Source organism: Acidovorax sacchari (assembly GCF_042847045.1).
GTDB lineage: Bacteria > Pseudomonadota > Gammaproteobacteria > Burkholderiales > Burkholderiaceae_C > Paracidovorax > Paracidovorax sacchari.
On the sequence record NZ_AP035783.1, the window covers coordinates 529047 to 553440 of the forward strand.

General features: G+C 69.9%; 20 protein-coding genes. 14 read left to right on the forward strand and 6 right to left on the reverse strand.

Annotated features, from left to right (window positions below; all coding sequences use genetic code 11):
• Positions 1-17: 17 nt before the first annotated feature.
• Positions 18-2231, reverse strand: a complete 2214-nt coding sequence (locus ACGHC0_RS02460; protein WP_415267341.1) for a malate synthase G — start codon at positions 2229-2231, stop codon at positions 18-20.
• A 289-nt stretch (positions 2232-2520) separates the two neighbouring features.
• Here ACGHC0_RS02460 and ACGHC0_RS02465 point away from each other — a divergent pair, with 289 nt between their 5' ends.
• The 4 genes from ACGHC0_RS02465 (at position 2521) to ACGHC0_RS02480 (ending at position 7420) form a co-directional block, all read left to right on the forward strand.
• On the forward strand, positions 2521-3498 hold the full coding sequence (locus tag ACGHC0_RS02465; protein ID WP_415267342.1) for a LysR family transcriptional regulator: 978 nt from the start codon (positions 2521-2523) through the stop codon (positions 3496-3498).
• Complete coding sequence (locus ACGHC0_RS02470) at positions 3495-4136, forward strand: DUF3016 domain-containing protein (protein ID WP_415267343.1); 642 nt, start codon at positions 3495-3497, stop codon at positions 4134-4136. Before ACGHC0_RS02465 ends, ACGHC0_RS02470 begins: the two co-directional genes overlap by 4 nt.
• Before the next feature lie 176 nt (positions 4137-4312).
• On the forward strand, positions 4313-6883 hold the full coding sequence (locus ACGHC0_RS02475; protein ID WP_415267344.1) for a glucose/quinate/shikimate family membrane-bound PQQ-dependent dehydrogenase: 2571 nt from the start codon (positions 4313-4315) through the stop codon (positions 6881-6883).
• Between the two features lie 81 nt (positions 6884-6964).
• Positions 6965-7420, forward strand: coding sequence for a DUF2214 family protein (locus ACGHC0_RS02480; RefSeq protein ID WP_415267345.1), 456 nt, complete (start codon positions 6965-6967; stop codon positions 7418-7420).
• Positions 7421-7813: 393 nt separating this feature from the next.
• On the opposite strand, the gene ACGHC0_RS02485 is transcribed toward ACGHC0_RS02480, so the two are convergent.
• Positions 7814-8167, reverse strand: a complete 354-nt coding sequence (locus tag ACGHC0_RS02485; protein WP_107171421.1) for a PsiF family protein — start codon at positions 8165-8167, stop codon at positions 7814-7816.
• Positions 8168-8291: 124 nt separating this feature from the next.
• On the opposite strand from ACGHC0_RS02485, the gene argS reads away from it, so the two are divergent.
• The 6 genes from argS (at position 8292) to ACGHC0_RS02515 (ending at position 14551) form a co-directional block, all read left to right on the forward strand.
• A complete protein-coding gene (argS, locus tag ACGHC0_RS02490; RefSeq protein ID WP_415267346.1) occupies positions 8292-10001 on the forward strand; it encodes an arginine--tRNA ligase in 1710 nt (569 codons plus the stop codon).
• Positions 10002-10015: 14 nt separating this feature from the next.
• On the forward strand, positions 10016-10666 hold the full coding sequence (locus tag ACGHC0_RS02495; protein ID WP_415267347.1) for an SPOR domain-containing protein: 651 nt from the start codon (positions 10016-10018) through the stop codon (positions 10664-10666).
• A gap of 73 nt (positions 10667-10739) precedes the next feature.
• Entirely contained in the window at positions 10740-11396 is a 657-nt protein-coding gene (locus tag ACGHC0_RS02500) for a thiol:disulfide interchange protein DsbA/DsbL (protein WP_368353855.1), read from the forward strand.
• A gap of 121 nt (positions 11397-11517) precedes the next feature.
• The gene (gene lptA / locus ACGHC0_RS02505) at positions 11518-12168 is read left to right on the forward strand and encodes a lipopolysaccharide transport periplasmic protein LptA (RefSeq protein ID WP_368353856.1); all 651 of its coding nucleotides are present in this window, start codon (positions 11518-11520) and stop codon (positions 12166-12168) included.
• Positions 12169-12170: 2 nt separating this feature from the next.
• Positions 12171-12962, forward strand: coding sequence for an LPS export ABC transporter ATP-binding protein (gene lptB / locus ACGHC0_RS02510; protein WP_368353857.1), 792 nt, complete (start codon positions 12171-12173; stop codon positions 12960-12962).
• Positions 12962-14551, forward strand: coding sequence for an RNA polymerase factor sigma-54 (locus tag ACGHC0_RS02515; RefSeq protein WP_368353858.1), 1590 nt, complete (start codon positions 12962-12964; stop codon positions 14549-14551). The genes lptB and ACGHC0_RS02515 overlap by 1 nt, the downstream gene beginning before the upstream one ends.
• A 25-nt stretch (positions 14552-14576) precedes the next feature.
• On the opposite strand, the gene ACGHC0_RS02520 is transcribed toward ACGHC0_RS02515, so the two are convergent.
• On the reverse strand, positions 14577-15122 hold the full coding sequence (locus ACGHC0_RS02520; RefSeq protein WP_368353859.1) for a TspO/MBR family protein: 546 nt from the start codon (positions 15120-15122) through the stop codon (positions 14577-14579).
• Positions 15123-15162: 40 nt separating this feature from the next.
• Complete coding sequence (locus ACGHC0_RS02525; protein ID WP_415267348.1) at positions 15163-17010, reverse strand: methyl-accepting chemotaxis protein; 1848 nt, start codon at positions 17008-17010, stop codon at positions 15163-15165.
• 155 nt (positions 17011-17165) lie between these two features.
• Between ACGHC0_RS02525 and ACGHC0_RS02530 the strand changes: the two genes are divergently transcribed.
• Together ACGHC0_RS02530 and ACGHC0_RS02535 are read left to right on the forward strand one after the other, a co-directional pair.
• Entirely contained in the window at positions 17166-18491 is a 1326-nt protein-coding gene (locus ACGHC0_RS02530; protein WP_368353861.1) for a THUMP domain-containing class I SAM-dependent RNA methyltransferase, read from the forward strand.
• Positions 18481-18963: a putative toxin-antitoxin system toxin component, PIN family gene (locus ACGHC0_RS02535; RefSeq protein ID WP_368353862.1), complete on the forward strand. Its 483-nt coding sequence runs from the start codon at positions 18481-18483 to the stop codon at positions 18961-18963. The genes ACGHC0_RS02530 and ACGHC0_RS02535 overlap by 11 nt, the downstream gene beginning before the upstream one ends.
• 18 nt (positions 18964-18981) lie before the next feature.
• Here ACGHC0_RS02535 and ACGHC0_RS02540 read toward each other — a convergent pair whose 3' ends face one another.
• Complete coding sequence (locus ACGHC0_RS02540) at positions 18982-20904, reverse strand: ABC transporter ATP-binding protein/permease (protein WP_415267349.1); 1923 nt, start codon at positions 20902-20904, stop codon at positions 18982-18984.
• A 136-nt stretch (positions 20905-21040) separates the two neighbouring features.
• Positions 21041-21898: a hypothetical protein gene (locus ACGHC0_RS02545; protein ID WP_368353863.1), complete on the reverse strand. Its 858-nt coding sequence runs from the start codon at positions 21896-21898 to the stop codon at positions 21041-21043.
• 192 nt (positions 21899-22090) lie between these two features.
• Between ACGHC0_RS02545 and ACGHC0_RS02550 the strand changes: the two genes are divergently transcribed.
• Together ACGHC0_RS02550 and ACGHC0_RS02555 are read left to right on the forward strand one after the other, a co-directional pair.
• Entirely contained in the window at positions 22091-22927 is an 837-nt protein-coding gene (locus ACGHC0_RS02550; RefSeq protein ID WP_368353864.1) for a UPF0149 family protein, read from the forward strand.
• On the forward strand, positions 22879-24393 hold the full coding sequence (locus ACGHC0_RS02555; protein WP_415267350.1) for a SulP family inorganic anion transporter: 1515 nt from the start codon (positions 22879-22881) through the stop codon (positions 24391-24393). Before ACGHC0_RS02550 ends, ACGHC0_RS02555 begins: the two co-directional genes overlap by 49 nt.
• Position 24394: the final 1 nt, after the last annotated feature.

Below are 24394 nucleotides of genomic sequence, written 5' to 3' on the forward strand. Positions count from 1 at the left end.
GGCGGTGCGGAGGCGGATCAGGCCGCGCCGGACTTCACCTTCAGCCGCCAGGCGTGCAGCAGCGGCTCGGTATAGCCGCTGGGCTGTTCCACGCCCTTGAACACCAGGTCGCAGGCGGCCTGGTAGGCGGCGGACTCGGCGAAGCGGCCGGCCATCTTCCGGTAGGCCGGATCGCCCGCGTTCTGCTGGTCCACCACGGCAGCCATGCGCTCGAAGGTCGTGCGCACCTGGGCCTCGGTCACCACGCCGTGCAGCAGCCAGTTGGCGATGTGCTGGCTGCTGATGCGCAGCGTGGCGCGGTCTTCCATCAGGCCCACGTCGTGGATGTCGGGCACCTTGGAGCAGCCCACGCCCTGGTCGATCCAGCGCACCACGTAGCCGAGGATGCCCTGGGCGTTGTTGTCCAGTTCCTGCTGCTTCTCGGCATCGGTCCACTGCGGGTTGGCGGCCACGGGAATGGTCAGCAGGCCGGTGAGCAGGTTGTCGCGCTCGGCATCGGCGCTGGTCTTTTCCAGTTCCTTCTGCACGTCGGCCACGTTGACCTGGTGGTAGTGCAGGGCGTGCAGCGTGGCGCCCGTGGGGCTGGGCACCCAGGCGGTGTTGGCGCCGGCCTTGGGGTGGGCGATCTTCTGCTCCAGCATGGCCTTCATCATGTCGGGCATGGCCCACATGCCCTTGCCGATCTGGGCCTTGCCGCGCAGGCCGCACGACAGGCCCACCAGCACGTTGTTCTTCTCGTAGGCCTGGATCCAGGCACTGGCCTTCATGTCGCCCTTGCGCACCATGGGGCCGGCCTGCATGGCGGTGTGCATCTCGTCGCCGGTGCGGTCCAGGAAGCCGGTGTTGATGAAGGCCACGCGGGCCGACGCCGCGGCGATGCAGGCCTTCAGGTTCACGCTGGTGCGGCGCTCTTCGTCCATGATGCCCAGCTTGACGGTGTTCTCCGGCAGGCCCAGCAGGCGTTCCACGCGGGCGAAGAGCTCGCTGGCGAAGGCCACTTCGGCCGGGCCGTGCATCTTGGGCTTGACGATATAGACGCTGCCCTTGCGCGAGTTGCGGATGCCGGCCTGGCCCTTGCCCTGCAGGTCGTGCAGTGCGATGGCGGTGGTGACGACCGCGTCCAGGATGCCTTCCGGGATCTCGCGCTGCACGCCCTGCGCATCGGTCCACAACACGGCCGGATTGGTCATCAGGTGGCCCACGTTGCGCAGGAACATGAGCGAGCGGCCGTGCAGGCGCACTTCGCCGCTGCCTCCGGGCGCGGTGTAGATGCGGTCGGCGTTCAGGCCCCGCGTGACGGTCTGGCCGCCCTTGACGAAGGATTCGGTCAGCGTGCCCTGCAGGATGCCCAGCCAGTTGGCGTAGCCGGCCACCTTGTCCTCGGCATCGACGGCGGCGACGGAGTCTTCCAGGTCGAGGATGGTGGAGAGCGCGGCTTCCACGATCACGTCGCTGATGCCCGCCGGGTCGGTCTTGCCGATGGTGGTGTTGCGGTCGATCTGGATGTCGATGTGCAGGCCGTTGTGCACCAGCAGGATGGAAGCCGGGTAGGCGGAGTGGCTGCCGGGGGTGTAGCCCACGAACTGGGACGGGTCCTTCAGCCCGGTGGTGCGGCCATTCTTCAGGCGGACGATGAGCGTGCCGTCCGCGACGCTGTACATCTCCGCATCGGCATGGGAAGCGTCCTGCAGCGGCACGGCCTGGTCCAGCACCCCGCGCGCGAATGCGATCACCCTGGCTCCGCGCACCGGGTTGTAGCCCTTGCCCTTTTCGGCGCCCTCTTCGGAGATGGCGTCGGTGCCGTAGAGCGCGTCGTACAGGCTGCCCCAGCGCGCGTTGGCGGCGTTGAGGGCGTAGCGTGCGTTCAGGATGGGCACGACCAGCTGCGGGCCGGCCTGGATGGCGAGCTCGTCGTCCACGTTGGCGGTGGTGGCCTGCACGCCCGCGGGCTGCGGCACGAGGTAGCCGATCTTCTCGAGGAAGGCGCGGTAGCCCGCCATGTCGGTGACCGGGCCGGGATGGGCCTTGTGCCAGGTGTCCAGTTCGGCCTGCAGGCGGTCGCGCTCGGCCAGCAGGGCGATATTGCGCGGAGCCAGCTCCCGCACGATGGCATCGAAGCCGGACCAGAACGCGGCGGCGTCAACGCCCGTACCGGGGAGCACGCGCTCTTCGATGAATTGGTGCAGGAGCGTGGCCACTTGCAGGCCGTGGACGGTGGTGCGGTCGGTCATGGTGTGGTGGACTGGGTCGAATGATGGAGTCACTGTATTTGAATTTTTTATCCGCATAAACCACCCTCGAATCGCAGAACCCGTGACTTTTTTGCACGAATCCAGGGAAGGGTGACCAGAAGGGCTTCGGTCTTGCGGCATGCAACAACCGTGTCCATTGGTTTGCTATGGTTCCAGTAGCATTCAACCTCGTGTTCAGTGGGTCTTTTCTGGATCGATGCCCGGACAGGTGGCGCGAGATGTACACCGGTGGTGCCCGGCGGTTACAGGCTGCCGATAATCGCAGCCCATGGACAAGCTCAAGGCCTTCGAGTCGTTCGTGTCGGTGGCGACGCGCGGCAGCCTCACCGCCGCGGCACGCGCCGAGGGCGTGGCGCCCGCCATCATGGGGCGGCGCCTGGACGCGCTGGAAGAGCACCTGGGCGTGAAGCTTATGGTGCGCACCACGCGGCGCATCAGCCTCACGCACGAGGGCAGCGCCTTTCTGGAGGATTGCCAGCGCCTGCTGGCCGATGTGGCCGAGGCCGAGGCCAGCGTCTCGGTCGGCGGGGCACGGGCCACGGGGCACCTGCGCATCACCGCGCCCGCGGGGTTCGGACGGCGCCACGTGGCGCCGCTGGTGCCGCTGTTCCGCGACCTGCATCCCGACGTGCGCATTTCCCTCAACCTCAGCGACCGCGTGGTGGACCTGGCGGGGGAGGGGTTCGACTGCGCCGTGCGCGTGGGTGACCTGCCCGATTCCTCGCTGGTGAGCGTGCGCATCGCCGACAACCGCAGGCTCTGCGTGGCCACGCCCGCCTACCTGGAGCGCCACGGCACGCCGAAGCATCCGTCCGAACTCGCGCGGCACGCCTGCCTGATGCTGTCGAGCGACGCGTCGCAGACGCGTGGCTGGGCCTTCCGCATGCCCCCTGCAGACGCGGACGGCGCGCCCGGCGACGTAGTGCATGTCAAGCCCACCGGCCCCCTCGACTGCTCCGACGGACAGGTGCTGCATGACTGGTGCCTGGGGGGCTGGGGCATCGCGTGGCGCAGCACCTGGGAGGTGGAGGCCGAGATCGCCGCCGGCCGGCTGGTGGCCGTGCTGGAGGATTTCGCCGCGCCGCCCAACGGCATCTACGTGGTCTTTCCCCATGCCCGCCATCTGCCGCTGCGCGTGCGGCTGTGGATCGACTACCTCAAGCACCACTATGCGCAGCCGGCGTTCTGGCGCCGCGCCGCGCATGCGCTCACCGCTCCCACCCTCCCGACCCCACCATCGCCATGACGCACCGACTCCATGCCCCGCTTCAAGTTCTTTTGCGCCGTCCCGGTCCGGGCCGGGTGCCGGCCGCGCTGGCGCTGGCCAGCCTGCTGGCCGGCTGCGCGGGTGCACCCGGCGGTGCTCCGGTACCCGCGCAGGACACCGCCGCCGTGCCTGCCCGGCGCGACGGCGCCGCGGCGCCTTCCCGGGCCAAGGGCTCGCCGCCGCCCGGCATCGTCAGCGTGACCTATGCCGATCCGGCCGGCTTCAGCGATGCCCGCCGCGGGGCCCCAGAAACCGGGCAGGCCCGCCGTGCCTGGGTGGACGCGCTCTGCCTGTACCTGTCGGAAACCGCAGCCGCGGCGCTGCCCGAAGGCCAGCGGCTGGAGGTGCGGATCACCGATGTGCAGCGTGCCGGCGGTTTCGAGCCCTGGCGCGGTCCGCAGGCCGGACAGGTGCGCATCGTGCGCGACATCTATCCGCCGCGCATCGTGCTCGAGTTCAAGCGGCTGGCCGCCGACGGTTCGGTGTTGCAGTCGGGGCGCCGCGAATTGCGCGACCCCGCGTTCATGGAGCGGGCGGCACGCGGCGGGACCGATCCGCTGCGGTACGAAAAGGGCCTGATCGACGACTGGGTGCGGCAGGAGTTCGGCGCGCGCTGACGCCCTGCTGCACGCACGCAGTGTAGGCCGCGCCCCACAGGTGTGCAGGCCACGCGCCGACGGGGCATGCACGCTCCGCACGCCTAGATTCGTCCCTCCGGGCCGATCCTCTTCTCCATCCCGCTGCATTGTTGCGCCGATGGCCGGCCGGGGCATGGACACAAAGGACAACCACAATGGCAGGGCTCGCACGCATCACCGGCGTTCTCGTCGGCATCACAGGCATTCTCGTTGCAGGTGCGGGCGCATGGCTCGTTTCACTGGGCGGCAGCCCCTACTACCTCGTCGCCGGGCTCGCGCTGCTGGCTTCGGGCGTGCTGCTCGCGCGGCGATCCGCGGGGGGGCTCTGGGTGTACGCCGCGCTCCTGCTGGGCTCCACGGCCTGGGCGGTGTGGGAGGTGGGCGTGGACTGGTGGCCGCTCGCCGCGCGGCTGGATGTGTTGTTCGTGCTCGGCCTCTGGCTGGCGACGCCGTGGATGCGCCGGTCGCTGTTGCGCGAGCCCGCATCGCCCCGGCCGAATGCTTCCGGCGATGCCGCGGCCAGGGCTTCCGCGCTGCGCATGCCGCGCATGGCGCTGGGGCTGGCGCTGCTGCTGTCCGCCGTGCTGGCGGCGGCCTCCTGGTTCACCGCTCCGCATGAGCTCGCCGGCCAGCTGGCGGGCGAGTCCGTGCCCGCGCCGGCCCAGGCCGCGCCCACGCTGCCCGATGGCGAATGGCACGCCTACGGCCGCACCGGCCATGGCCAGCGTTTCTCCCCGCTGGCGCAGATCACGCCCGACAACGCCTCGCAGCTGAAAATGGCCTGGGAGTTCCGCACGGGCGACGTGCGCGGCAAGGAGGGCGACCCGGAAGAGACCACCTATGAGGTCACGCCGCTGAAGATCGGCAACCGCCTGTTCCTGTGCACGCCGCACCAGTCGGTGATCGCGCTCGACGCAACCACCGGCAAGCAGCTCTGGCGGTACGACCCGCAGATCGAGGGCAAGCTGGCGCTGCAGCACCTGACCTGCCGGGGGCTGTCGTACCAGCCGCCGCGCGACCCCGTCGCCGATGCGTCGCCCGCAGCGCTCAACGCCGTGGCGGGCGCCGCTGCGGGCGGCGAGCGCACCGAGCCGGCGCCCCATGCTTCACCCACGACCACGCAGCCGGCAGCCCCTGCCACGCAGGCGGCGGACCAGCGCCAGCCGCCCATCGCGGCCCGCAAAGGCCCCACCGACGCCGCCTGCCGCGCCAAGCTCTTCATGCCCACGGCCGACGGCCGCGTGATCGCGCTCAACCCCGAAAGCGGCGCCGTGTGCACCAACTTCGGCGGTGGCACGGGCCAGATCGACCTGTGGCAGCGCATGCCCAACCTGCGCCCCGGCGCCTACTATTCGACGTCTCCCGTGGTGGTCACGCAGCGCCTTGTGATCGTGGGCGGCACGGTGCTGGACAACGCCTCGGTGAAGGAGCAATCCGGCGTGATCCGCGCCTTCGACATCGACTCCGGCGCGCTGGTCTGGAACTGGGATTCCGGCAACCCCGACGACACCGCGCCCCTGCCGCCCGGCCGCACCTACACGCCCAATTCGCCCAACAGCTGGTCGATCTCCAGCGTCGATGAAACACTCGGCATGGTGTACGTGCCCATGGGCAACCAGCCACCCGACCAGTGGGGCGGCAACCGCAGCCCGGCGGTGGAGAAGTATTCCTCCTCCGTCGTCGCGCTGGACCTGGACAGTGGCAAGGTGCGCTGGCACTTCCAGACCGTGCACCATGACCTGTGGGACTACGACGTGCCCTCGCAGCCCACGCTGATCGACCTGCAGGTGGGCGGGCAGACCGTGCCCGCTCTGGTGCAGCCCACCAAGCAGGGCGAGCTGTTCGTGCTCGACCGGCGCACCGGCACGCCGATCCTGCCGGTGACGGAGCATCCCGCGCCGCAGGGCGCAGCCCAGGGCGACCGCACGGCGCCCACGCAGCCGAAGTCGGCCCTGTCGTTCGACCCGCCTCCGCTCACCGAGCGCGACATGTGGGGCGGCACGATGTTCGACCAGCTTGCCTGCCGCATCGCCTTCCACCGCCTGCGCTACGAGGGCCGCTTCACGCCGCCGTCGGAGCAGGGCAGCATCATCTATCCGGGCAACTTCGGCGTGTTCAACTGGGGCGGCATCGCTGTCGATCCGCAGCGGCAGGTGGCCTTCACCACGCCGACCTACCTCGCGTTCGTCTCCAGGCTGGTGCCGCGCAAGGACGACACCAGCCTGATGGTGCAGGAGGGCGGACCGCCCAAGGGCAGCCTGCCGGCGCTGAACGAGAACTTCGGCGCGCCCTTCGCCGCCTCGATGAAGCCGTTCATGTCACCCGTGGGCCTGCCCTGCCAGGCGCCGCCCTGGGGATACGTGGCCGGGGTGGACCTGCGCACCGGCCAGGTGGCCTGGAAGCACCGCAATGGAACGGTGCGGGACCTGTCGCCGCTGCCGCTGCCCTTCCGCATGGGCGTGCCCGGCATCGGCGGGCCGATGCTCACAGGAGGTGGCGTGGCCTTCTATTCGGGCGCACTGGACAACTATGTGCGCGCCTACGACCTGAACGGCGGACGCGTCCTCTGGCAGGACCGCCTGCCCGCCGGAGGGCAGGCCACGCCGATGAGCTATACGGGTGAAGACGGCCGGCAGTACGTGGTCGTCGTGGCCGGCGGGCACGGCTCCACGGGCACCAAGCCCGGCGACAGCGTGCGCGCCTACGCGCTGCCCGCGCAGAAGTAGCCGGCACCGCCACGCGGCCTAAAGAGAAGAGGGCGGGGCGCGCTACCATGCGCCACCCCCTTCGATGCAAAGGATCGCCGCGTGACCACCGAAGCCCTGCTGGCCTATGCCCATTTCCTGGCCATCCTGACCATGGCCGTCTTCCTCGCGAGCGAGGCCGCGCTTTGCCGCAAGGAGTGGATGAATGCCGCCGTCGTGGAGCGCCTCGCGCGCGTGGACCTGTTCTACGGCCTTTCGGCCCTGGCCGTCCTGGCCACGGGCGGGGCCCGTGTGGTCTGGGGCATGAAGGGTGCCGCCTGGTATGCGGCGCAGCCGCTCCTGCACGCCAAGGTCACCCTGTTCGTGGTGATCGGCCTGCTCTCCATCGCCCCCACCATGCGCTTCCTGCGCTGGCGCAAGACCCTGCGCGCCACCGGCGCACTGCCCGACGAAGCCGCCATCCGCAGCACGCGCCGCCTCGTCATGATCGAGGCCCATCTGCTGGCCGTGATCCCGCTCCTCGCCGTCTTCCTCGCACGGGGCGTCGGCGCCCGGTAAAAGAAATACGCCCGGAGGCCATTGCGGCATCCGGGCGCTAACCATGTGCTGATGAGGGCCGAGCGCGCCTTCGCCAGCGAACGGCCTGTGCATTACCGGCGCCAAGCCATTCCTTCGAGCGCATGTGTTCTGGGATGGAGGACTGTATCCAGCTCCGCCAGTGGCCTTCGCTCCCAAAGATCCAGAAGGCCGCGGAGCAGGCCAGGCCAGCAGATGCCGTGGAACCGGCTTTGCCGGGCCACCAGCATCCAGCCCCCCGCCAGAGTCGGGGGGCGTTCGTCCCGTCCATGCCCGCGCAGGCGGGCATGGAGCCGCGGTCCTCACTCCCCCTTCCCGCCGCGCGCAGCGCGGCGAGAGAAGGGGGAAAGGCGGCGCAGCCGCCTCAGGGGGATGTCACTTCCCGCTCAGACATTCCTTCATGAACGCCTTGCGCTCGTCTCCCTTGAGCGCCTTGGTCTTGGCATCGGCATTGCAGGTCTTCATCTTGTCCTGCTGGGTGGCGGGCTTCTTGGCCGAGAGGCATTCCTTCATGAAGGCCTTGCGCTCGTCGCCCTTCTTGTCCTTGGCTTCGGCGTTGCAGGTGGTCATCTTGCCCTGCTGCGCGGTCGGTGCCTTGGCCGGCTTGGAAGCGGCCGCGGTGGCGGCGGCAGGTGCGGAGGCGGCCGGGGCCGCGGTGTCTGCGGCGTGGGCCGTCGCGAAGGAGAGGGCCAGGCCGGTGGCGGCCAGCATCGAAAGCAGCTTCTTCATGTAATGCTCCTGCGGATGATGTGAGGGGGTGGTCCGCCCCGGCCGCCACTGGCGGAGACCGGGGCTGTCCAGCTTAACGCCGGCCGGGCCCGGGCGGATGACGGCCGGCCCGTAGAATCCACGCATGCTCTCCGTCAAACAGGAATTGCTCGCGGCGCTGGCCGGCGAGCTGGAAAAACTCTCGCCCGGCGCTGCCGGGCGCGCTGCTTTCGAATCCCCGAAGGTGGCTGCGCACGGCGATTTCGCCTGCACCGCCGCCATGCAGCTGGCCAAGCCGCTCAAGCTCAATCCGCGCGCACTGGGCGAACAGCTCAAGGCCGCGCTGGAGGCCACGCCGGCCTTCGCGCGCTGGGTCGATGCCATCGAGATCGCCGGCCCCGGCTTCCTGAACATCCGCCTCAAGGCCGCAGCCAAGCAGGAGATCGTGCGCGAGGTGCTGGCCGCCGGCGACCGGTTCGGCTACCAGAAGGACAACGGCCAGCGCGTGCTGGTCGAGTTCGTCTCCGCCAATCCCACGGGGCCGCTGCACGTGGGCCACGGCCGCCAGGCGGCCCTGGGCGATGCGATCTGCAACCTCTTCGCCACCCAGGGCTGGAGCGTGCACCGCGAGTATTACTACAACGATGCCGGCGTGCAGATCGAAACGCTGGCCAAGAGCACGCAGCTGCGAGCCAAAGGGTTCAAGCCCGGCGACGAGTGCTGGCCCACGGATCCGGAGAACCCGGCCTCCAAGGCGTTCTACAACGGCGAGTACATCCAGGACATCGCCAACGACTTTCTGGCGAAGAAGACTGTCCAGGCCGAAGACCGTGCATTCACCGCGAACGGCGACGTCGAGGATTACGACAACATCCGCCAGTTCGCCGTGGCCTACCTGCGCAACGAGCAGGACAAGGATCTGCGGGCGTTCAACCTGCATTTCGACCAGTATTACCTGGAGTCGAGCCTCTACACCACGGGCCGCGTCGAGGCCACGGTGAACCGCCTGGTCGAGCGCGGCCACACCTACGAGCAGGACGGCGCGCTGTGGCTCAAGTCCACCGACTACGGTGACGACAAGGACCGCGTGATGCGCAAGAAGGACGGCACGTACACGTACTTCGTGCCCGACGTGGCCTACCACATCTCCAAATGGGAGCGCGGCTTCGCCAAGGTGGTGAACATCCAGGGCACCGACCACCACGGCACCATCGCGCGCGTGCGCGCCGGCCTGCAGGCCGCCGACGTGGGCATCCCGCAGGGCTATCCCGACTACGTGCTGCACACCATGGTGCGCGTGGTCAAGGGCGGAAAAGAGGTGAAGATCGGCAAGCGCGCGGGCAGCTACGTGACGCTGCGCGACCTGATCGAATGGACCAGCAAGGACGCGGTGCGCTTCTTCCTGCTCTCGCGCAAGCCCGACACGGAATACACCTTCGATGTCGATCTGGCCGTGGCGCAGAACAACGACAACCCGGTCTATTACGTGCAGTACGCGCATGCGCGCATCCAGTCGGTGCTGCGGGCTTGGGCAGAGGCCGGCGGCGGCGACGTCGCTTCGCTCAAGGATGTGGATCTGTCGGCGCTGGAAGGCCCGCAGGCCCAGGCCCTGATGCTGCAGCTGGCCAAGTACCCCGAGATGCTGACGGCCGCCGCCGAGGGCGAGGCCCCGCACGACGTGACCTTCTACCTGCGCGACCTGGCTGCCAGCTACCACAGCTACTACGACGCGGAGCGCATCCTGGTGGACGACGAGGCCGTCAGGCGCGCGCGCCTTGCGCTGGTCGCCGCCACGGCGCAGGTATTGCACAATGGCCTGGCGGTGCTGGGCGTGTCGGCGCCAGCCAGAATGTGAGTCTCTAGCCAAATATGACCAAGAAGCAGCAACGCGGCGGTTCGGCCGTCGGCTTCATCCTGGGGATCGTCGTCGGCCTGGGCGTGGCGCTCGCCGTGGCGGTGTACGTGACCAAGGTGCCGGTACCCTTCCTCAACAAGGGTGGGGCACGCAGTTCCGACCAGGATGCCCTCGAATCCCAGCGCAACAAGAACTGGGACCCGAATTCGCCGCTGTACGGCAAGAATCCGGCGCGGCCGGCCACGCCGGCGGCCAGCACGCCGGCCGTGGCGGGTGTCGAGCCCGCACCGGCCAGCATGCCCGCGGCATCCGCTGCGGTAGCGGCCGCGTCCACGCCGCGGCCCGCCGCGAGCAGGCCGGTGGCCGGCGCCTCGTCGGCCGATCCGCTGGGCGACCTGGCGCGCGCGCGTGCCGCTGCCGGCGCCGAGCCGTTCGATTACTTCGTGCAGGCCGGCGCCTTCCGCACCCAGGGCGATGCCGATGCGCAGCGCGCCAAGCTGGCCATGCTGGGCTGGGAAGCCCGCGTGAGCGAGCGCGAACAGAACGGCCGGACGGTGTTCCGCGTGCGCGTGGGCCCGTTCACCAAGCGCGACGATGCCGAGATGCTCAAGGAGAAGCTCGATGGCGCCGGGGTGGAGTCCGCACTGGTGCGCGTGCAGCACTGACCGAGCCACTGAACTTTGCCGCACGGCGCGGCTCCTAATCCTCCAGATACCGTAACCAGGAGTGCCCTTTTCCATGAAACGCCGCGAGTTCTCCCTCTCTGCCGCCACCGCCGTGGCCGCTTCCGCCGTCGCGCTGCCGGTGGCCACGCCCGCCTTCGCGCAGGCGCGCCAGTTCAAGGAGGGCAAGGACTACACCCGCCTGGCCAAGCCGGCCCCCACCGATGCGCCCGCCGGCAAGGTCGAGGTCATCGAGTTCTTCTGGTACAGCTGCCCGCACTGCAACGCCTTCGAGCCGACGCTCGAGGCCTGGATCAAGTCCGCCCCGAAGGACCTCGTGATCCGCCGCGTTCCGGTGGCCTTCAATTCCAGCTTCGCCGCGCAGCAGAAGCTGTATTTTGCCCTGGAGGGCATGGGCAAGCTGCCCGAGGTGCACGCCAAGGTGTTCCGCGCCGTGCACGTGGAAAAGCTGCCCCTCAACAAGGACGACCAGATCTTCGAATGGGTCGGCAAGCAGGGCGTGGACGTGGCCAAGTTCAAGGAGGTCTACAACTCCTTCACCGTCTCCAACCAGCTGCGCAAGGCCGCCCAGCTGCAGGATGCGTACGGCGTCGAGGGCGTGCCCTCCATGGGCGTGGCCGGCCGGTTCTACACCGACGGCACCATGGCCGGCAGCATGCAGAACGTGCTGCAGGTGGTGGAATACCTGGCGGGCCTGGCCCGCAAGGGCTGACATCCCGTCCAGGGGCGCCGCCCTCCGCCCCGGCAAAAAGCCCGCTCCGGCGGGCTTTTCCTTTCCGGCGTCTGCGCTGCCGCAGCGGGGGACTACAATCTTTGCAAGATTCGTGCCCTCTATGAGACCCAGACTCCTCCCCACCCTCCTCCTGCTGGCGTCCATGGCATTCGCCGTGGGGCCTGCCCAGGCCGAAAAAGCCGATCGCAACAAGCCGATGAACATCGAGGCCGACGCACTGCGCCACGATGAACTCAAGCAGACCAGCGTGTTCACCGGGCGCGTGGTGGTGACCAAGGGCACCATCGTGCTGCGCGGCACCCGGCTGGACGTGCGGCAGGACCCGGACGGCTTCCAGTACGGCACCATGACGGCCGAGCCTGGCAAGCGGGCCTTCTTCCGCCAGAAGCGCGACACCGCGCCCGGCGCCCCGGACGAGTTCGTCGAGGGCGAGGGCGAGGTGATCGAGTACGACGGCCGGGCTGACCTGGTGCGCCTGATCCGCCGCGCGGAGCTGCGCCGCTACCGCGAATCCACCCTCACCGACGAGATGGCCGGCGCGCTGATCGTCTACAACAACACCACCGACGTCTTCACCGTGGACGGCCAGAAGACCGCGCCCGCGGGTGCCGCGTCGTCCGGTACGCCGGGCGGGCGCGTGCGTGCGGTGCTCTCGCCCAAGGAGACCGCTTCGGCACCCGCGGCGGCTCCGGCACCGGGGCCCGCTCCCACGCTGCGCCGCAGCAACGAACTGGGCAACGGAGCGAAGTGAGCATGGCGGTTTCCCACCCACCGGACGCCGCGGCGGCACCGGCAGCGGACGCGCCGAGCCGCCTGGAGGCGATGCATCTCGAGAAGTCCTACGGCACCCGCAAGGTGGTCAAGGATGTTTCCATGGTCGTGCAGAAGGGCGAGGTCGTCGGCCTGCTCGGCCCCAACGGCGCGGGCAAGACCACGTCGTTCTACATGATCGTGGGCCTGGTGCGCAGCGACGGCGGTGACATCCGCATCGACGGGCAGTCGGTGGCGAACATGCCGATCCACCGTCGTTCCCGCCTGGGGCTGTCGTACCTTCCGCAGGAGGCCTCGATCTTCCGCAAGCTCTCCGTGGAGGAAAACGTGCGCGCCGTGCTGGAGCTTCAGCGCGGCGACGACGGCCGGCCGCTCGCGCGCGAGGAAATCGAGGAGCGCCTCACCGCGCTCCTGCAGGAGTTGCGGGTGGACCACCTGCGCGCCTCGCCCGCGCTCGCGCTCTCGGGCGGCGAGCGCCGCCGCGTGGAGATCGCGCGCGCTCTGGCCACCCAGCCGCGGTTCATCCTGCTGGACGAGCCGTTCGCGGGCATCGACCCGATCGCGGTGATCGAGATCCAGCGCATCATCGGCTTCCTGAAGGCGCGCGGCATCGGCGTGCTCATCACCGACCACAACGTGCGCGAGACGCTGGGCATCTGCGACCACGCCTTCATCATCAGCGACGGCCGGGTGCTCGCGCAGGGCACTCCCTCGGAGATCGTGGACAACGCCGAAGTGCGCCGCGTGTACCTCGGCGAACACTTCCGCATGTGATGAAGCCGGGACTGTCGCTGCGCATCTCGCAGCATCTGGCGCTGACGCCGCAACTGCAGCAGTCGATCCGGCTGCTGCAGCTGTCCACGCTGGAGCTGTCGCAGGAAGTCGAGCAGATGCTCGACGAGAACCCCTTCCTAGAGCGCAATCCGGACGAGGCGCCGCGCGAGGAGTTCGGGTTGCCGCAGGCGGATGCGCCGGTGAGCGATGCCGACCGCGGTGCGGAGGAGTCCCTCTATACGCCGGCCAGCGGGGCCACGGAGGCGGCAGCCTCGTCGCCCGGCGAGGGCGCATCCGAAGGCCCGGACGCGCCGGAGGTGCCCGACGCGCCGGACTGGGAGGGCGACGGCACCGTCGAGATGGCACCCGACGACGGCGAGTGGGGCGGCGAGGCGCCCGCACGCACCCGCAACCAGATGGGGGACGAGGACGACACGGACGCCACCGAACTCGCGCGCGAGCACGAGTCGCTTACCGATTACCTGCACCGGCAGGCGCTGTCGCTGCGCCTGTCGGAGGTGGACCGCGCGGCGCTCCGCTTCCTGATCGAATCCCTGAACGACGACGGCTACCTCGACGAGTCGCTCGAAGCCCTGGCCGTGGCCCTGGCGGGCGAGGAAGACCCCGAGCAGGTGGAGGAACTGGTGCACCGCTTCACGGTGGCGCTGCGGCTCTTGCAGAGCCTGGAGCCCGTGGGCGTGGGCGCGCGCGGCCTGAGCGAATGCATGGCGCTGCAGCTGCGGGCCCTGCAGGAAGATGGCGACGCGGAACCCGAAGTGCTGCAGGCGGCGCTGCGCATCTGCAGTCAGCCGCTGGAGATGCTGGCGCGGCGCGACGTGCGCCGGCTCGCCCAGGGCTGCGGTGCCAGCGAGGAGTGCACGCGCGCGGCGATGGCGCTCATCGCACGGCTGGAACCGCGGCCGGGCCGGGCTTTCGCGCAGGTCGAGCGCAACATCATCGTTCCCGACGTGATCGTGAAGAAGAGCAGCGGCCGCGGGGCCGCGCATGCGTTCACGGTGCAGCTCAATCCGGACGTCATGCCGCGGCTGCGCGTGCACGACATCTACGCTGGCGCGCTGCGCGGCAACCGCGGCGGCGAGGGGCACCAGGCGCTGCAGCAGCGGCTGCAGGAGGCACGCTGGTTCATCAAGAACATCCAGCAGCGGTTCGACACCATCCTGCGCGTCTCGCGCGCCATCGTGGACCGCCAGAAGAACTTCTTCGTGCATGGCGAGCTGGCCATGCGGCCGCTCGTGCTGCGCGACATCGCCGACGAGCTGGGACTGCACGAGTCCACCATCAGCCGGGTGACCACGGCCAAGTACATGGCCACGCCCCAGGGGACCTACGAGCTGAAGTATTTCTTCGGCTCGGGGCTGGGCACGGAGACGGGCGGCAATGCGTCCAGCACGGCCGTGCGTGCGCTCATCAAGCAGTTCGTCGCATCGGAGAGCCCGGCCAAGCCGCTGTCGGACAGCCAGATCGCGGAGATGCTCAAGGAGCAGGGCATCGAGTGCGCGCGCCGCACGGTCGCCAAGTACCGCGAGGCGCTGAAGATCGCGCCGGCCAACCTGCGCAAGGCGCTGTAAAGGCTGGCCCCCGGGTGGGGCCGTGTCAGCCGAGCAGGCCGGGATTCATGCGCCAGAGGACGTAGTTGAGGGCTCCGGCGAAGCTGATCCAGGCCAGGTAGGGCAACAGCAGAAGGCCCGCCAGCGGCCGCATGCGCAGGAAGGCCACGAACGTGGCGGCCACGCAGGCACCGAGCAGGGCGATGTCCGCCAGGGCCCAGGCGCCCAGGTGCCACTGGAAGAACAGCCAGCTCCAGAGCGCGTTGAGCGCCAGCTGGACGCAGAAAAGCGCGAGCGCGTGGCGCCGTGCCGCGCCTGCAGGTTCCCGCCAGACCAGCCAGGCGGCGATGCCCATGAGGGTGTAGAGCACGCTCCAGACGGGGCCGAAGACGCCGGGCGGCGGCGCCCAGGGCGGCTGGACCAGCTGGGCATAGAACTGCGGCGCCTGCACCGAGGCCGCGCTGCCGATGCCCGCGGCGATGAAGCACAGCAGCAGCCAGCCCGCGAGCGCCAGCCAGGCGCGGGGCGACAGGGATGCGCGGCGTGCACTGGCTGCGGCGGGAGAGGGCGGGGTGGAAGGGGATGTCACCATGCCCCCATCATCGCTGCTGCCACGGCGCCTGCCCAGACGCTTACTCGGGCGCTCCGAGCGCCGGGTGGCGGGACGCCGGGGCGTGGGAGCCGTGGGCATCGAGCTTGAAGCCGGCGACGGCGTCGGCGAGCTGGTGGGCCTGCTGCTGCAGCGACTGCGCGGCGGCGGTGGCCTGCTCGACGAGGGCGGCGTTCTGCTGGGTGCTCTGGTCCATCTGGCTGACGGCGCCGCCGATCTCGGCAATGCCGGTGCTCTGTTCCTGGCTGGCGTTGCTGATCTCGGTGACGATGGCGGTGACGCGCTGCACGCTCTCGACCACTTCCTGCATGGTGGAGCCGGCGTCCTGCACGAGCCGGCTGCCGGCGTTGACCTGTGCGACGGAGTCGTCGATGAGGGACTTGATCTCCTTGGCGGCGGTGGCCGATCGCTGGGCGAGGGTGCGGACCTCCGAGGCGACGACGGCGAAGCCGCGGCCCTGCTCGCCGGCGCGGGCGGCCTCGACGGCGGCGTTGAGGGCGAGGATGTTGGTCTGGAAGGCGATGGAGTCGATGACGCCGATGATGTCCACGATCTTGCGCGAGGAGGCATCGATGCCGCCCATGGTCTGCACGACCTGGCCGACGACGGTGCCGCCGTGGGCGGCGATCTGCGAGGCGTTGGCGGCCAGGTGCTTGGCCTGGCGGGCGTTCTCGGCGTTCTGCTGGACGGTGGCGGTGAGCTGTTCCATGGCGGCGGCGGTTTCCTCCAGGGAGCTGGCCTGCTGCTCGGTGCGGCCGGAGAGGTCCTGGTTGCCGCTGGCGATCTCGCTGGTGGCCAGGCGCACGGATTCGGCGGAGGCGCGGATGCGCACGAGGACGGCGGCGATCTTGTCCACGAAGTGGTTGAAGGCACGGGCGATCTGGGTGAGCTCGTCGCTGCCGTGGGTGTCGAGGCGGCGGGTGAGGTCGCCTTCGCCAGAGGCGATGTCTTCCAGGGCGTCGCGCACGACGGCGAGGCGGCGCAGCTGGCGGCTGACGGCATAGGTGAGCAGGCCGACGGCGGCGAGCACGCACAGCACGGTGATGGCGATGGCGACGTTGAGGAGTTCGCGCACGGGGCGGGTGGCCTCGGCGCGGTCGATGGCGATGGCCAGGATCCAGGGCGTGCCCTCCACCTTCGCGGCGTAGAGCATGGTGGGGGCTCCGTCGATGGAGATGTCGGCGCTTTCGCCGTCCGCAGCGAGCCGTGTGAGCTGCGCGCCGTCCAGGGTGGAGGAGATCGCGGTGACGGGCTTCAGGGCCAGTTCCGCCTTGGCATGGGCGAGGATGTTGCCCTGCCCGTCCAGCAGGAAGGCGAAGCTCTTCTCCATGGGGTGGATCGCGTTGACCTTGCGGGTCACGGTGTCCAGGTGCATGTCGGTGCCGATGACGGCGGTGGGTTGACCGGCGGGACCGACGGGCTCGACGAAGCTGATGGTGAGCTTGCCCGTGCTGGCGTCCACGTAGGCGGGCGTGAGGGCCGGCCCGCCAGTCTGGACGGCCTGCTTGTACCAGGGGCGGGCGGTGCCGTCATATCCCTCCGGCATGGGGTGCGCGAAGATGTTGCGCTTGTCGGCATAGACGAAGTAGGTGTCGTCGAACGCGCCGGCCTGCTTGGCTGCGAGGAGGAAGGGCACCGGCTCGGCCTGGCCGACGGCCGTTTTCAGCGAAGAAGTGATGCGCTGCTTTTCCCTGACCCACTCGGCCAGTTCGCTGGCATGCAGGCGCGTGAGCTGGCCGATGCGTTCGTCCAGGCCTGAAAGCGTATTGCCCCGCACGACGAAGAAGGTGGCCAGCGCCAGTGCGATGAGCGACAGGGCGGTGATGGCGATGCAGATCCCGATGAGGCGGGCGCGAAGGCTATGGAACATCGACGGACTCCGGAAAGAAGGCCTGTGGGAAGGGGGATCGCCTGGTTATCGTCAATTGTTGAACTTTATCAACAGATTGAAACGATCGTTCTGCTAGGCGAAAAATAAACGCCGGCGTTCGCTTTCCCTGCAAGGCGTATCCTCTCGCCTGCGTTATGAATTCATTGCAAATCTTTCTGCCCTGCGCCGCCGGCGTGGAGGGCTTCCTCGCCGACGAGGTCCACGGTATCACTGGCCTCACCGGGCACGACCTGCTCACGGGCCGCGGCGGCGTGCTGGCCCGGGCGTCCTGGCGCGAGGCGTTGCGGTTGAACCTGCACAGCCGCCTCGCGCAACGGGTGCTGGTGCACCTGGCCGAGCGGATGTACCGCTCCGAGAACGATCTCTACGCCATCGCGTCCGAGGTTGCCTGGGAGATCTGGTTCACCCCGCGCCAGAGCTTCCGCGTCGATGTCACTGCCCAGCACAGCCCGCTCCAGAGCCTGAACTTCGCGGCGTTGCGCGTGAAGGACGCGGTGGCCGACCGTTTCCGCGCGAAAGCCGGCGGCGTGCGGCCCGACGTGGACACGCAGCGGCCCGACGTGCGCATCCACCTGCACCTCACCACGGACCAGGCCACGATCTACATCGACACCTCGGGCGAGCCGCTGTTCAAGCGCGGCTGGCGGGAGGACAAGGGGGATGCGCCGCTCAAGGAAACGCTCGCTGCGGCCATGATCGCCGCCAGCGGCTGGGATCCGCTGGGCGACGCGCCCGTGCCGCTGTACGACCCCTGCTGCGGCAGCGGCACGATCGCCATCGAGGCCGCGCAGATGGCCTGCCGCATTCCCCCCGGCCTGCGCCGGCGCTTCGCCTTCGAGAAGCTGCTGCCCTTCCAGGCGCACGTCTGGAATGCGCTTCGCGATGAGGCGGAAGGCGGCATCGTCCCGGCGGCCGTGCCGGTATTCGGCAGCGACGTGTCGCACCGCATGGTGGATTTCGCGCAGCGCAATGCCGAGCGCGCAGGCGTCGCCAGGGCGGTGCAGCTGCGCGGCGGGGATGCGCTGCAGCGCATGCCGCCCGGCGACCGGCCGGGCGTGATGCTGCTCAACCCGCCCTATGGCGAGCGCATTGCCGCGGCCGGCACGGCAGGGCGCAGCGCGCGGGAACGCATGGGCGTGGTCGAGCGCGCCGGCCGGGAGACCGCGCAGACGGAGGATGGCGGGGATTTCTTCCTGCAGCTGGCGGCGCACTGGAAGAAGCACTATGCGGGCTGGCAGGCCTGGATGCTCACGCCCGACCTGAAACTGCCCGGCAAGATGCGCCTGAAGGAATCGCGCCGCGTGCCGATGTGGAACGGGCCGATCGAATGCCGGCTGTTCCGTTTCGACATGGTGCAGGGGGCCGTGCGCCACCGGGCGGAGGGGGGAGCGTCGCCGGCGGCGGATGCGCCTGCCGGCCCGGGAAGCGCCGCGGATGCGGGCCGGGACCATGCCGGTTGAGCTGCGCCTGCCCGCGCAGGCCGCGGAGGGCGAACCGGTGCGTCGCGTGGTGGTGGACACCAACGTGGCCCTGGACCTGCTGATCTTTTCCGACCCGCGCACGGGGCCGCTGCGGCAATTGCTGGCCCAGGGCCGGCTGGCGTGGATCGCCACGCAGGTCATGCGCGACGAACTCGAGCGCGTGCTGGCCTACGCGCACATCGTGGAACGCATGGACTTCTACCGGGTGGACGCCGCGCAGGTGCTTGCGGCGTTCGATGCCCAGGCGCGCCTGGTGGAGATCGCGCCGCGCGTGGCCTATGTCTGCAAGGACGCGGACGACCAGAAGTTCATCGACCTCGCGGCGGCCCATCGCGCCATCCTGCTGTCGAAGGACAAGGCGGTGCTCTGCATGCGCAAGCGGCTGCTGAACATGGATGCGCACGTGGCCACGGCCCTGGTGCTGGAGGCCGCGCAGCCGGAAGCCGCGTGAGCGCGGCACCGGCGTGTTTCACCGCTCGTCGAACTGGAAGCCCTCCGCGGGGTGCAGGGACCAGCCGCCGTCGCCCGTGAGCACCAGCACGTGGGTGTGGTGGGCCAGCACGGCCGGCCGGTGTGCGATGCTGATGACGGAGGCCCCGCTGGCCCGCACGCGCTCGTAGAGGGCGGCCTCGTTGGCGCTGTCCAGCGCGCTGGTGGCTTCGTCCAGGATGACGGTGCGGGGCTGCCGTACCAGCACCCGCGCGAAGGCCAGCCGCTGCTGCTCGCCGATGGACAACTCCTTCTCCCAGTCGCGCAGGGCGTCCAGTCCCCCCACGCGGCCGGCGAGGTCGGGCAACTGCACGGCTTCGAGCACTTCCAGCAACTGCTCGTCCGCAAGATCGGTGGCGCGGGCGGGGTAGATCATCTGGCTGCGCAGCGTGCCCGGCTGCATGTACGGCCGCTGCGGCAGGAAGAACACGCTGTCCATGGGCGGGTGGTGCACCACGCCCCTGCCGTCGCGCCACAGGCCGGCGAGGGCGCGCAGCAGCGAGCTTTTGCCGCAGCCGCTGGCGCCGGTGATGAGCAACGCGTCGCCCGGTTGCAGGTCCAGGGAGAGATCGCGCACCAGCAGGCGCGAGAAGCGGGGCGTGTACAGGTCCAGTCCTTCGACGGCGAAACGCGCGCCTTCACGGGCTTCGATCTGGCCGGATGCCTCCGGTGACAGCGAGGCCACCGGAGCGGCCGCAGCAGCGGTGGCGGTGGATGGGGCGCCGCCCCGCCGGCGCGCACGGCGCTGCTCGCGCCGCTGCCGGCGTGCGGCGGAGGCAGCTTCCGGCTCCATGGGCTCGGGGGTCCTGCGTTCCGTGGGGGCTTCCAGCAGGGCCTCGCGCAGGGTGTCGAGCCGGCCGATGCCCGCGACGAACCGGCTCAGGCTTTCGAAGTTGTCCACGATCAGCGACACCGAGGCCAGCACCGCCGCGAAAGCGCCGCCGGCCTGGATGGCGCGGCCCACTTCCATGTCGCCCGAAAGCACCGCGTCGGCCAGGATGATGCTGGGGATGACCAGGGTGAGCTGGCTGAAGGCCCGCTGGAACAGGTTCAGCGAGCGCTGGCGCTTGATGAGGCGGGCGTAGTTGTTGAATACGGCCTGGAAACTGCGATCCAGCTGGGCGCGCTCCTGGGCCTCGCCGCGGTAGAACGCGATGGATTCGGCGTTCTCCCGCAGGCGCATGAGCCCGAAGCGGAAATCCGCCTCGCGCCGCAGCTGCCAGAAGTTCAGGCGGATGAGCGGGGCGCCGAACACGTAGAGCGCCACCACCGTGCCCACGAGCGCATAGACCGCCAGGAACGCGACCAGCGCCTGCGAGATGGACCACAGCACCGCGCTGAACGCCACCAGCTGCATCATGGCGCCGATGAAGATCAGCAGGAAATGCGTGGAACGGCCGGTGAAGCTGTTGATGTCCTCGCTGATGCGCTGGTCGGGGTTGTCCACCGTGCCTTCCGCATTCAGTTCGTAGTAGCGGCGGCGCCCGAGGTAGCCGTCCAGGAAGCGGTGGGTCAGCCAGCGGCGCCAGTGGTTCGCGAATGCATCGCGCATGTAGTAGTAGAAGGCATAGACCGGCACGGCGAAGGCCAGCACGATGAGGCAGGTGCGCACCGCGTCCCAGAAGCGGTCCCGGTCCTGTGCGGCCAGCGCGGAGGTCATCTCCCCCGTGCGGTCGATGAGCCGCACGGCCAGGTGCGTTTCCAGCAGCATGAGCAGGATCAGCAGGCCCATCAGCGACCAGGCCGCGAACTTGCGGTCGCCCAGCCAGTAGGGCCTGGCGACGGCCATGAATTGCCGCCAGGCGGCCAGGGAGAGGGCCGGTGCCCGGGCGCCGGCACCGGCCTTCGGATCGGGGTCGGCGGCGGTGGGCAGCGGCGCGGCGGCGGTGGCGGATGAAGGCATGCGTGGCGGGGGCGGAACGGGGCGGGAGCGCTTGTCCGCACGATATGCGGCGGGCTCTGCCGTAGCCTGTCGGACGCCGCCCACGGGGCATTACGGAAACGCCCCCGACCTGCCACGCCGCCGCGCGATCGCGGTGCTACGGAGCGAGCAGGTCGTAGGCAGCGCGTATGCGCTGCACGTCGCGGCCCCAGCGGCGGTCCTGGGGGAGGCGGCGCAGCCAGGCGAGGCGGCGCAGCGCCTGCTCCATGGTCAGCCGGAATTGCGGACCATGGGCGGCCGTCCATGCGGCGGCTTCGGCGCGCGCGGGGACCAGCGCGTCCGATGCACGCAGATAGAGCGCGGTGGAGTGGGCGTAGCACAGCAGGTCGCGCACCTGGCAGACGGGCAGTGGCAGGGTGGCGGCCGGGTCGTCCTCGAAGTCCAGGTAGCCCACCACGCCGTCCGGGCAGCGCACGAGGTTGCGCGCGAAGGCCTGGCTGAGGCAGGTGCCGCGCGCATGCACCTGCGCGATCGCTGCCAGGCCCTGGCGCCAGAGCACGAGCACGGCCTCCGGGCCGTCCCCGAGGTGGTGTTCGATCTCGTTGCCCAGGGAGTGCGTGTCCACCTCCGGGCGGCCCAGGTCCAGGGTGAGTAGGCCCTCGGCGCTATAGGCCAGCACCTCGGGCACGCGCAGCCCCAGGGCCGAGAAGGCATGCAGCCGCCGCACTTCGGTGGCGATGCCCTCGGCTCCGCCCGGCGTGGGCACGGGCCGCAGCACGGGCAGGCCCAGCATTCCGGCGAGCAGGGCCATGGCGCGGTGCCGGCCGGGCCCGCGCACCGGGGCGGCGCGCTTGAGCCACACCCGCGTTCCGTCCGCCGCGATGTGGCTCTCCACCGCATGCACCTGGGAGGGCAGCCGCTCGCGCAGGAAGGCGTCCCAGTCGGTGGGCGCGGCGTGGTGCGTGGGCCGGGCAGGGGAGGACGGGGGCGCCGGATCTGGCGGAAGGGCGGGCATGGACTGGACGAGGGGAAACAGGGGCGTCAGGGGGCGCGGCTACACTCGCCGCCTTGGAATGCGCAAGGCGGGCAATCCTGTCCGCCGCGGCGGCATCATAGAGCGATGGGCCGGCCCGCCGCTGTCCGCCTTTTTCCCCATCTTCTTCAAAATACGGCCTGCCCGCGCGTGCGCGCCGGCCAGGAGTCCCCGATGACCGATCCCCACGCCCCCGCCGCCGATGCCTCCGGCGCCGTTCCCGCGCTCAGCAATGACGACCTCGATGAGCTGGACGCACTGCTCGACGATCTGCGTTCGCGCGCCGAGGAAATCCCGCAGTGGGAATTCTGCGACGGTTTCCTCACGGCGCTCGTCTGCACGCGCCGCGCCATTGCACCGGCCGAATACCTGCCCATGCTGCTGGACGACGGCGGTCCGATGGACATGGTGGCCGAAGGGGAGGCGCTGCCGCGACTGCCGGCCTTCCAGGACGATGCGCAGCAGGCACGCTTCGTCGAGTTGTGGATGCGCCGCTGGAACGAGGTGGCGGGCCAGCTCGAGGACACGGTGGAGTCGCTGGAGGACGACCGTGCCTTCCAGCCCGAGGTGATGGACATGCGCGGCGCGATCGCCTGCCTGCCCGAGGAGGAGCGCGCCGAGATGGCCGGGCAGGACGTGCCTTCGTTCGGGCAGGTCTGGGCGCTGGGTTTCATGTTCGCCGTGGAGAACTGGCCCGAGGAGTGGGCCGCGCCGCGCGACAAGGAGGCCGCGCAGTGGCTGGACGGCGCGCTCGACCACATCGTCGCGCTGACCGAGGACGACACCGGGCGCCCCGAGCACAACATGTATGCGGAGGATGGCCCGCCCAGCGTGAGCGAGGACCGGCTGGAGGTGTTCGGCGAGGCGATCTGGGCGGTCTATGACCTTCGCCAGCTCTGGAAGAGCATGGGTCCGCGCGTCGAATCGGTGCGCCGCGCGGACACGCCGGGCCGCAACGATCCGTGCAGCTGCGGCAGCGGCAAGAAATACAAGAAGTGCTGCGGAAGCTGAGGTCCCGCCTGCGCGCGGAGTGGGCGCCCAGCATTCCGCGTGAGCTGCTGGCGGGCGCGGTCGCCACGTTCGCGCTCATTCCCGAGGTGATCGCGTTTTCGTTCGTCGCGGGCGTCGATCCGTCCGTGGGGCTCTTCGCCTCGTTCGTCATCAGCATCGTGATCGCCTTCGCGGGCGGGCGTCCGGCCATGGTGTCGGCGGCGGCCGGGTCGGTGGCGCTGGTGGCCGCTCCGCTGGTGCAGTCCCATGGCGTGGGTTACCTGTTCGCCGCGGGGCTGCTGGCAGGGGCCGTGCAGGTGGCCTTCGGCCTGCTGCGCATGGGCGTGCTGGTGCGCTTCGTTTCGAGCTCGGTGCGCACAGGTTTCGTGAATGCGCTGGCCGTGCTCATCTTCTCGGCCCAGCTGCCCCACCTGCGGGGCGCCGGGCCAGCCACCTGGGGCATGCTGGCGCTGGGCCTGGCCATCATCTACGGCCTGCCGCGCCTGGGCGCGTGGCTGGGCTGGCGTGTGTTCACCGCCATTCCGTCGCCGCTGGTCTGCGTCGTGGCACTCACGGCGCTGGCCTCCGCGGCCGGCCTGCCGCTGCCCACCGTGGCCGATCTCGGCAGGCTTCCGGACGCCTTGCCCGCCTTTGCTTTGCCCGGCGTGCCGTTCACGCTGGAGACGCTGCGCATCATCGCGTTGCCGGCACTCGCGATCGCCTTCGTGGGCCTGCTCGAATCCGTGCTCACCGCCGCGGTGGTGGACGAGATGACCGACACGCCCAGCGACAAGAACCGTGAGTGTGCCGGGCTGGGCCTGGCGAACATCGCGGCCAGCCTGACCGGTGGCATCGCGGGCTGCGGAATGATCGGGCAGGCGGTGGGCAATGTGAAATACGGTGGCCGCGGGCGCCTGTCCACCCTGTTCGCGGGCGTGTTCCTGCTGGTGCTGATGGTGGCGCTCAAGGACTGGGTTTCGCGCGTGCCGGTGATCGCGCTGGTGGCGATCATGGTGATGGTGTCGGCCTCCACTTTTGACTGGAACTCGCTGCGCACCCTGGTGCGCCACCCCCGGACCTCCAGTGTCGTGATGCTGGCCACCGTGGCGGTGACGCTCGCCACCCACAACCTGGCGGCCGGCGTGGCCGTGGGGGTGGTGCTGAGCGGCGTGTTCTTCGCCTTCAAGGTGGCGCGCCTGCTCGACATACGCGCAGAGGATGATCGCGCCACCGGCCTGCGCACCTGGCGCGTGTCGGGCCAGGTGTTCTTCGCGTCGGCCGATGCGTTCATCGATGCCTTCGACGTCCTGGCCGCCGAAGGCCGCGCGGTGCGCATCGACGTCTCTCGCGCCCACTTCTGGGACGTGACCGCCGTGGCCGCCCTGGACAAGGTGGTGATGCGGCTGCGGCACCACGGCTGCCCGGTGGAGGTGGTGGGAATGAACGAGGCCAGCGCCGGCCTCGTGGAGCGCGTGGGCGGACCCTGAT

Coding starts and splice junctions, on each gene's coding strand:
- ACGHC0_RS02460 (WP_415267341.1), bottom strand. CDS start 2,231: ATGACCGACCGCACCACCGTCCACGGCCTGCAAGTGGCCACGCTCCTG.
- ACGHC0_RS02465 (WP_415267342.1), top strand. CDS start 2,521: ATGGACAAGCTCAAGGCCTTCGAGTCGTTCGTGTCGGTGGCGACGCGC.
- ACGHC0_RS02470 (WP_415267343.1), top strand. CDS start 3,495: ATGACGCACCGACTCCATGCCCCGCTTCAAGTTCTTTTGCGCCGTCCC.
- ACGHC0_RS02475 (WP_415267344.1), top strand. CDS start 4,313: ATGGCAGGGCTCGCACGCATCACCGGCGTTCTCGTCGGCATCACAGGC.
- ACGHC0_RS02485 (WP_107171421.1), bottom strand. CDS start 8,167: ATGAAGAAGCTGCTTTCGATGCTGGCCGCCACCGGCCTGGCCCTCTCC.
- argS (WP_415267346.1), top strand. CDS start 8,292: ATGCTCTCCGTCAAACAGGAATTGCTCGCGGCGCTGGCCGGCGAGCTG.
- ACGHC0_RS02495 (WP_415267347.1), top strand. CDS start 10,016: ATGACCAAGAAGCAGCAACGCGGCGGTTCGGCCGTCGGCTTCATCCTG.
- ACGHC0_RS02500 (WP_368353855.1), top strand. CDS start 10,740: ATGAAACGCCGCGAGTTCTCCCTCTCTGCCGCCACCGCCGTGGCCGCT.
- lptA (WP_368353856.1), top strand. CDS start 11,518: ATGAGACCCAGACTCCTCCCCACCCTCCTCCTGCTGGCGTCCATGGCA.
- lptB (WP_368353857.1), top strand. CDS start 12,171: ATGGCGGTTTCCCACCCACCGGACGCCGCGGCGGCACCGGCAGCGGAC.
- ACGHC0_RS02515 (WP_368353858.1), top strand. CDS start 12,962: ATGAAGCCGGGACTGTCGCTGCGCATCTCGCAGCATCTGGCGCTGACG.
- ACGHC0_RS02520 (WP_368353859.1), bottom strand. CDS start 15,122: ATGGTGACATCCCCTTCCACCCCGCCCTCTCCCGCCGCAGCCAGTGCA.
- ACGHC0_RS02525 (WP_415267348.1), bottom strand. CDS start 17,010: ATGTTCCATAGCCTTCGCGCCCGCCTCATCGGGATCTGCATCGCCATC.
- ACGHC0_RS02530 (WP_368353861.1), top strand. CDS start 17,166: ATGAATTCATTGCAAATCTTTCTGCCCTGCGCCGCCGGCGTGGAGGGC.
- ACGHC0_RS02535 (WP_368353862.1), top strand. CDS start 18,481: ATGCCGGTTGAGCTGCGCCTGCCCGCGCAGGCCGCGGAGGGCGAACCG.
- ACGHC0_RS02540 (WP_415267349.1), bottom strand. CDS start 20,904: ATGCCTTCATCCGCCACCGCCGCCGCGCCGCTGCCCACCGCCGCCGAC.
- ACGHC0_RS02545 (WP_368353863.1), bottom strand. CDS start 21,898: ATGCCCGCCCTTCCGCCAGATCCGGCGCCCCCGTCCTCCCCTGCCCGG.
- ACGHC0_RS02550 (WP_368353864.1), top strand. CDS start 22,091: ATGACCGATCCCCACGCCCCCGCCGCCGATGCCTCCGGCGCCGTTCCC.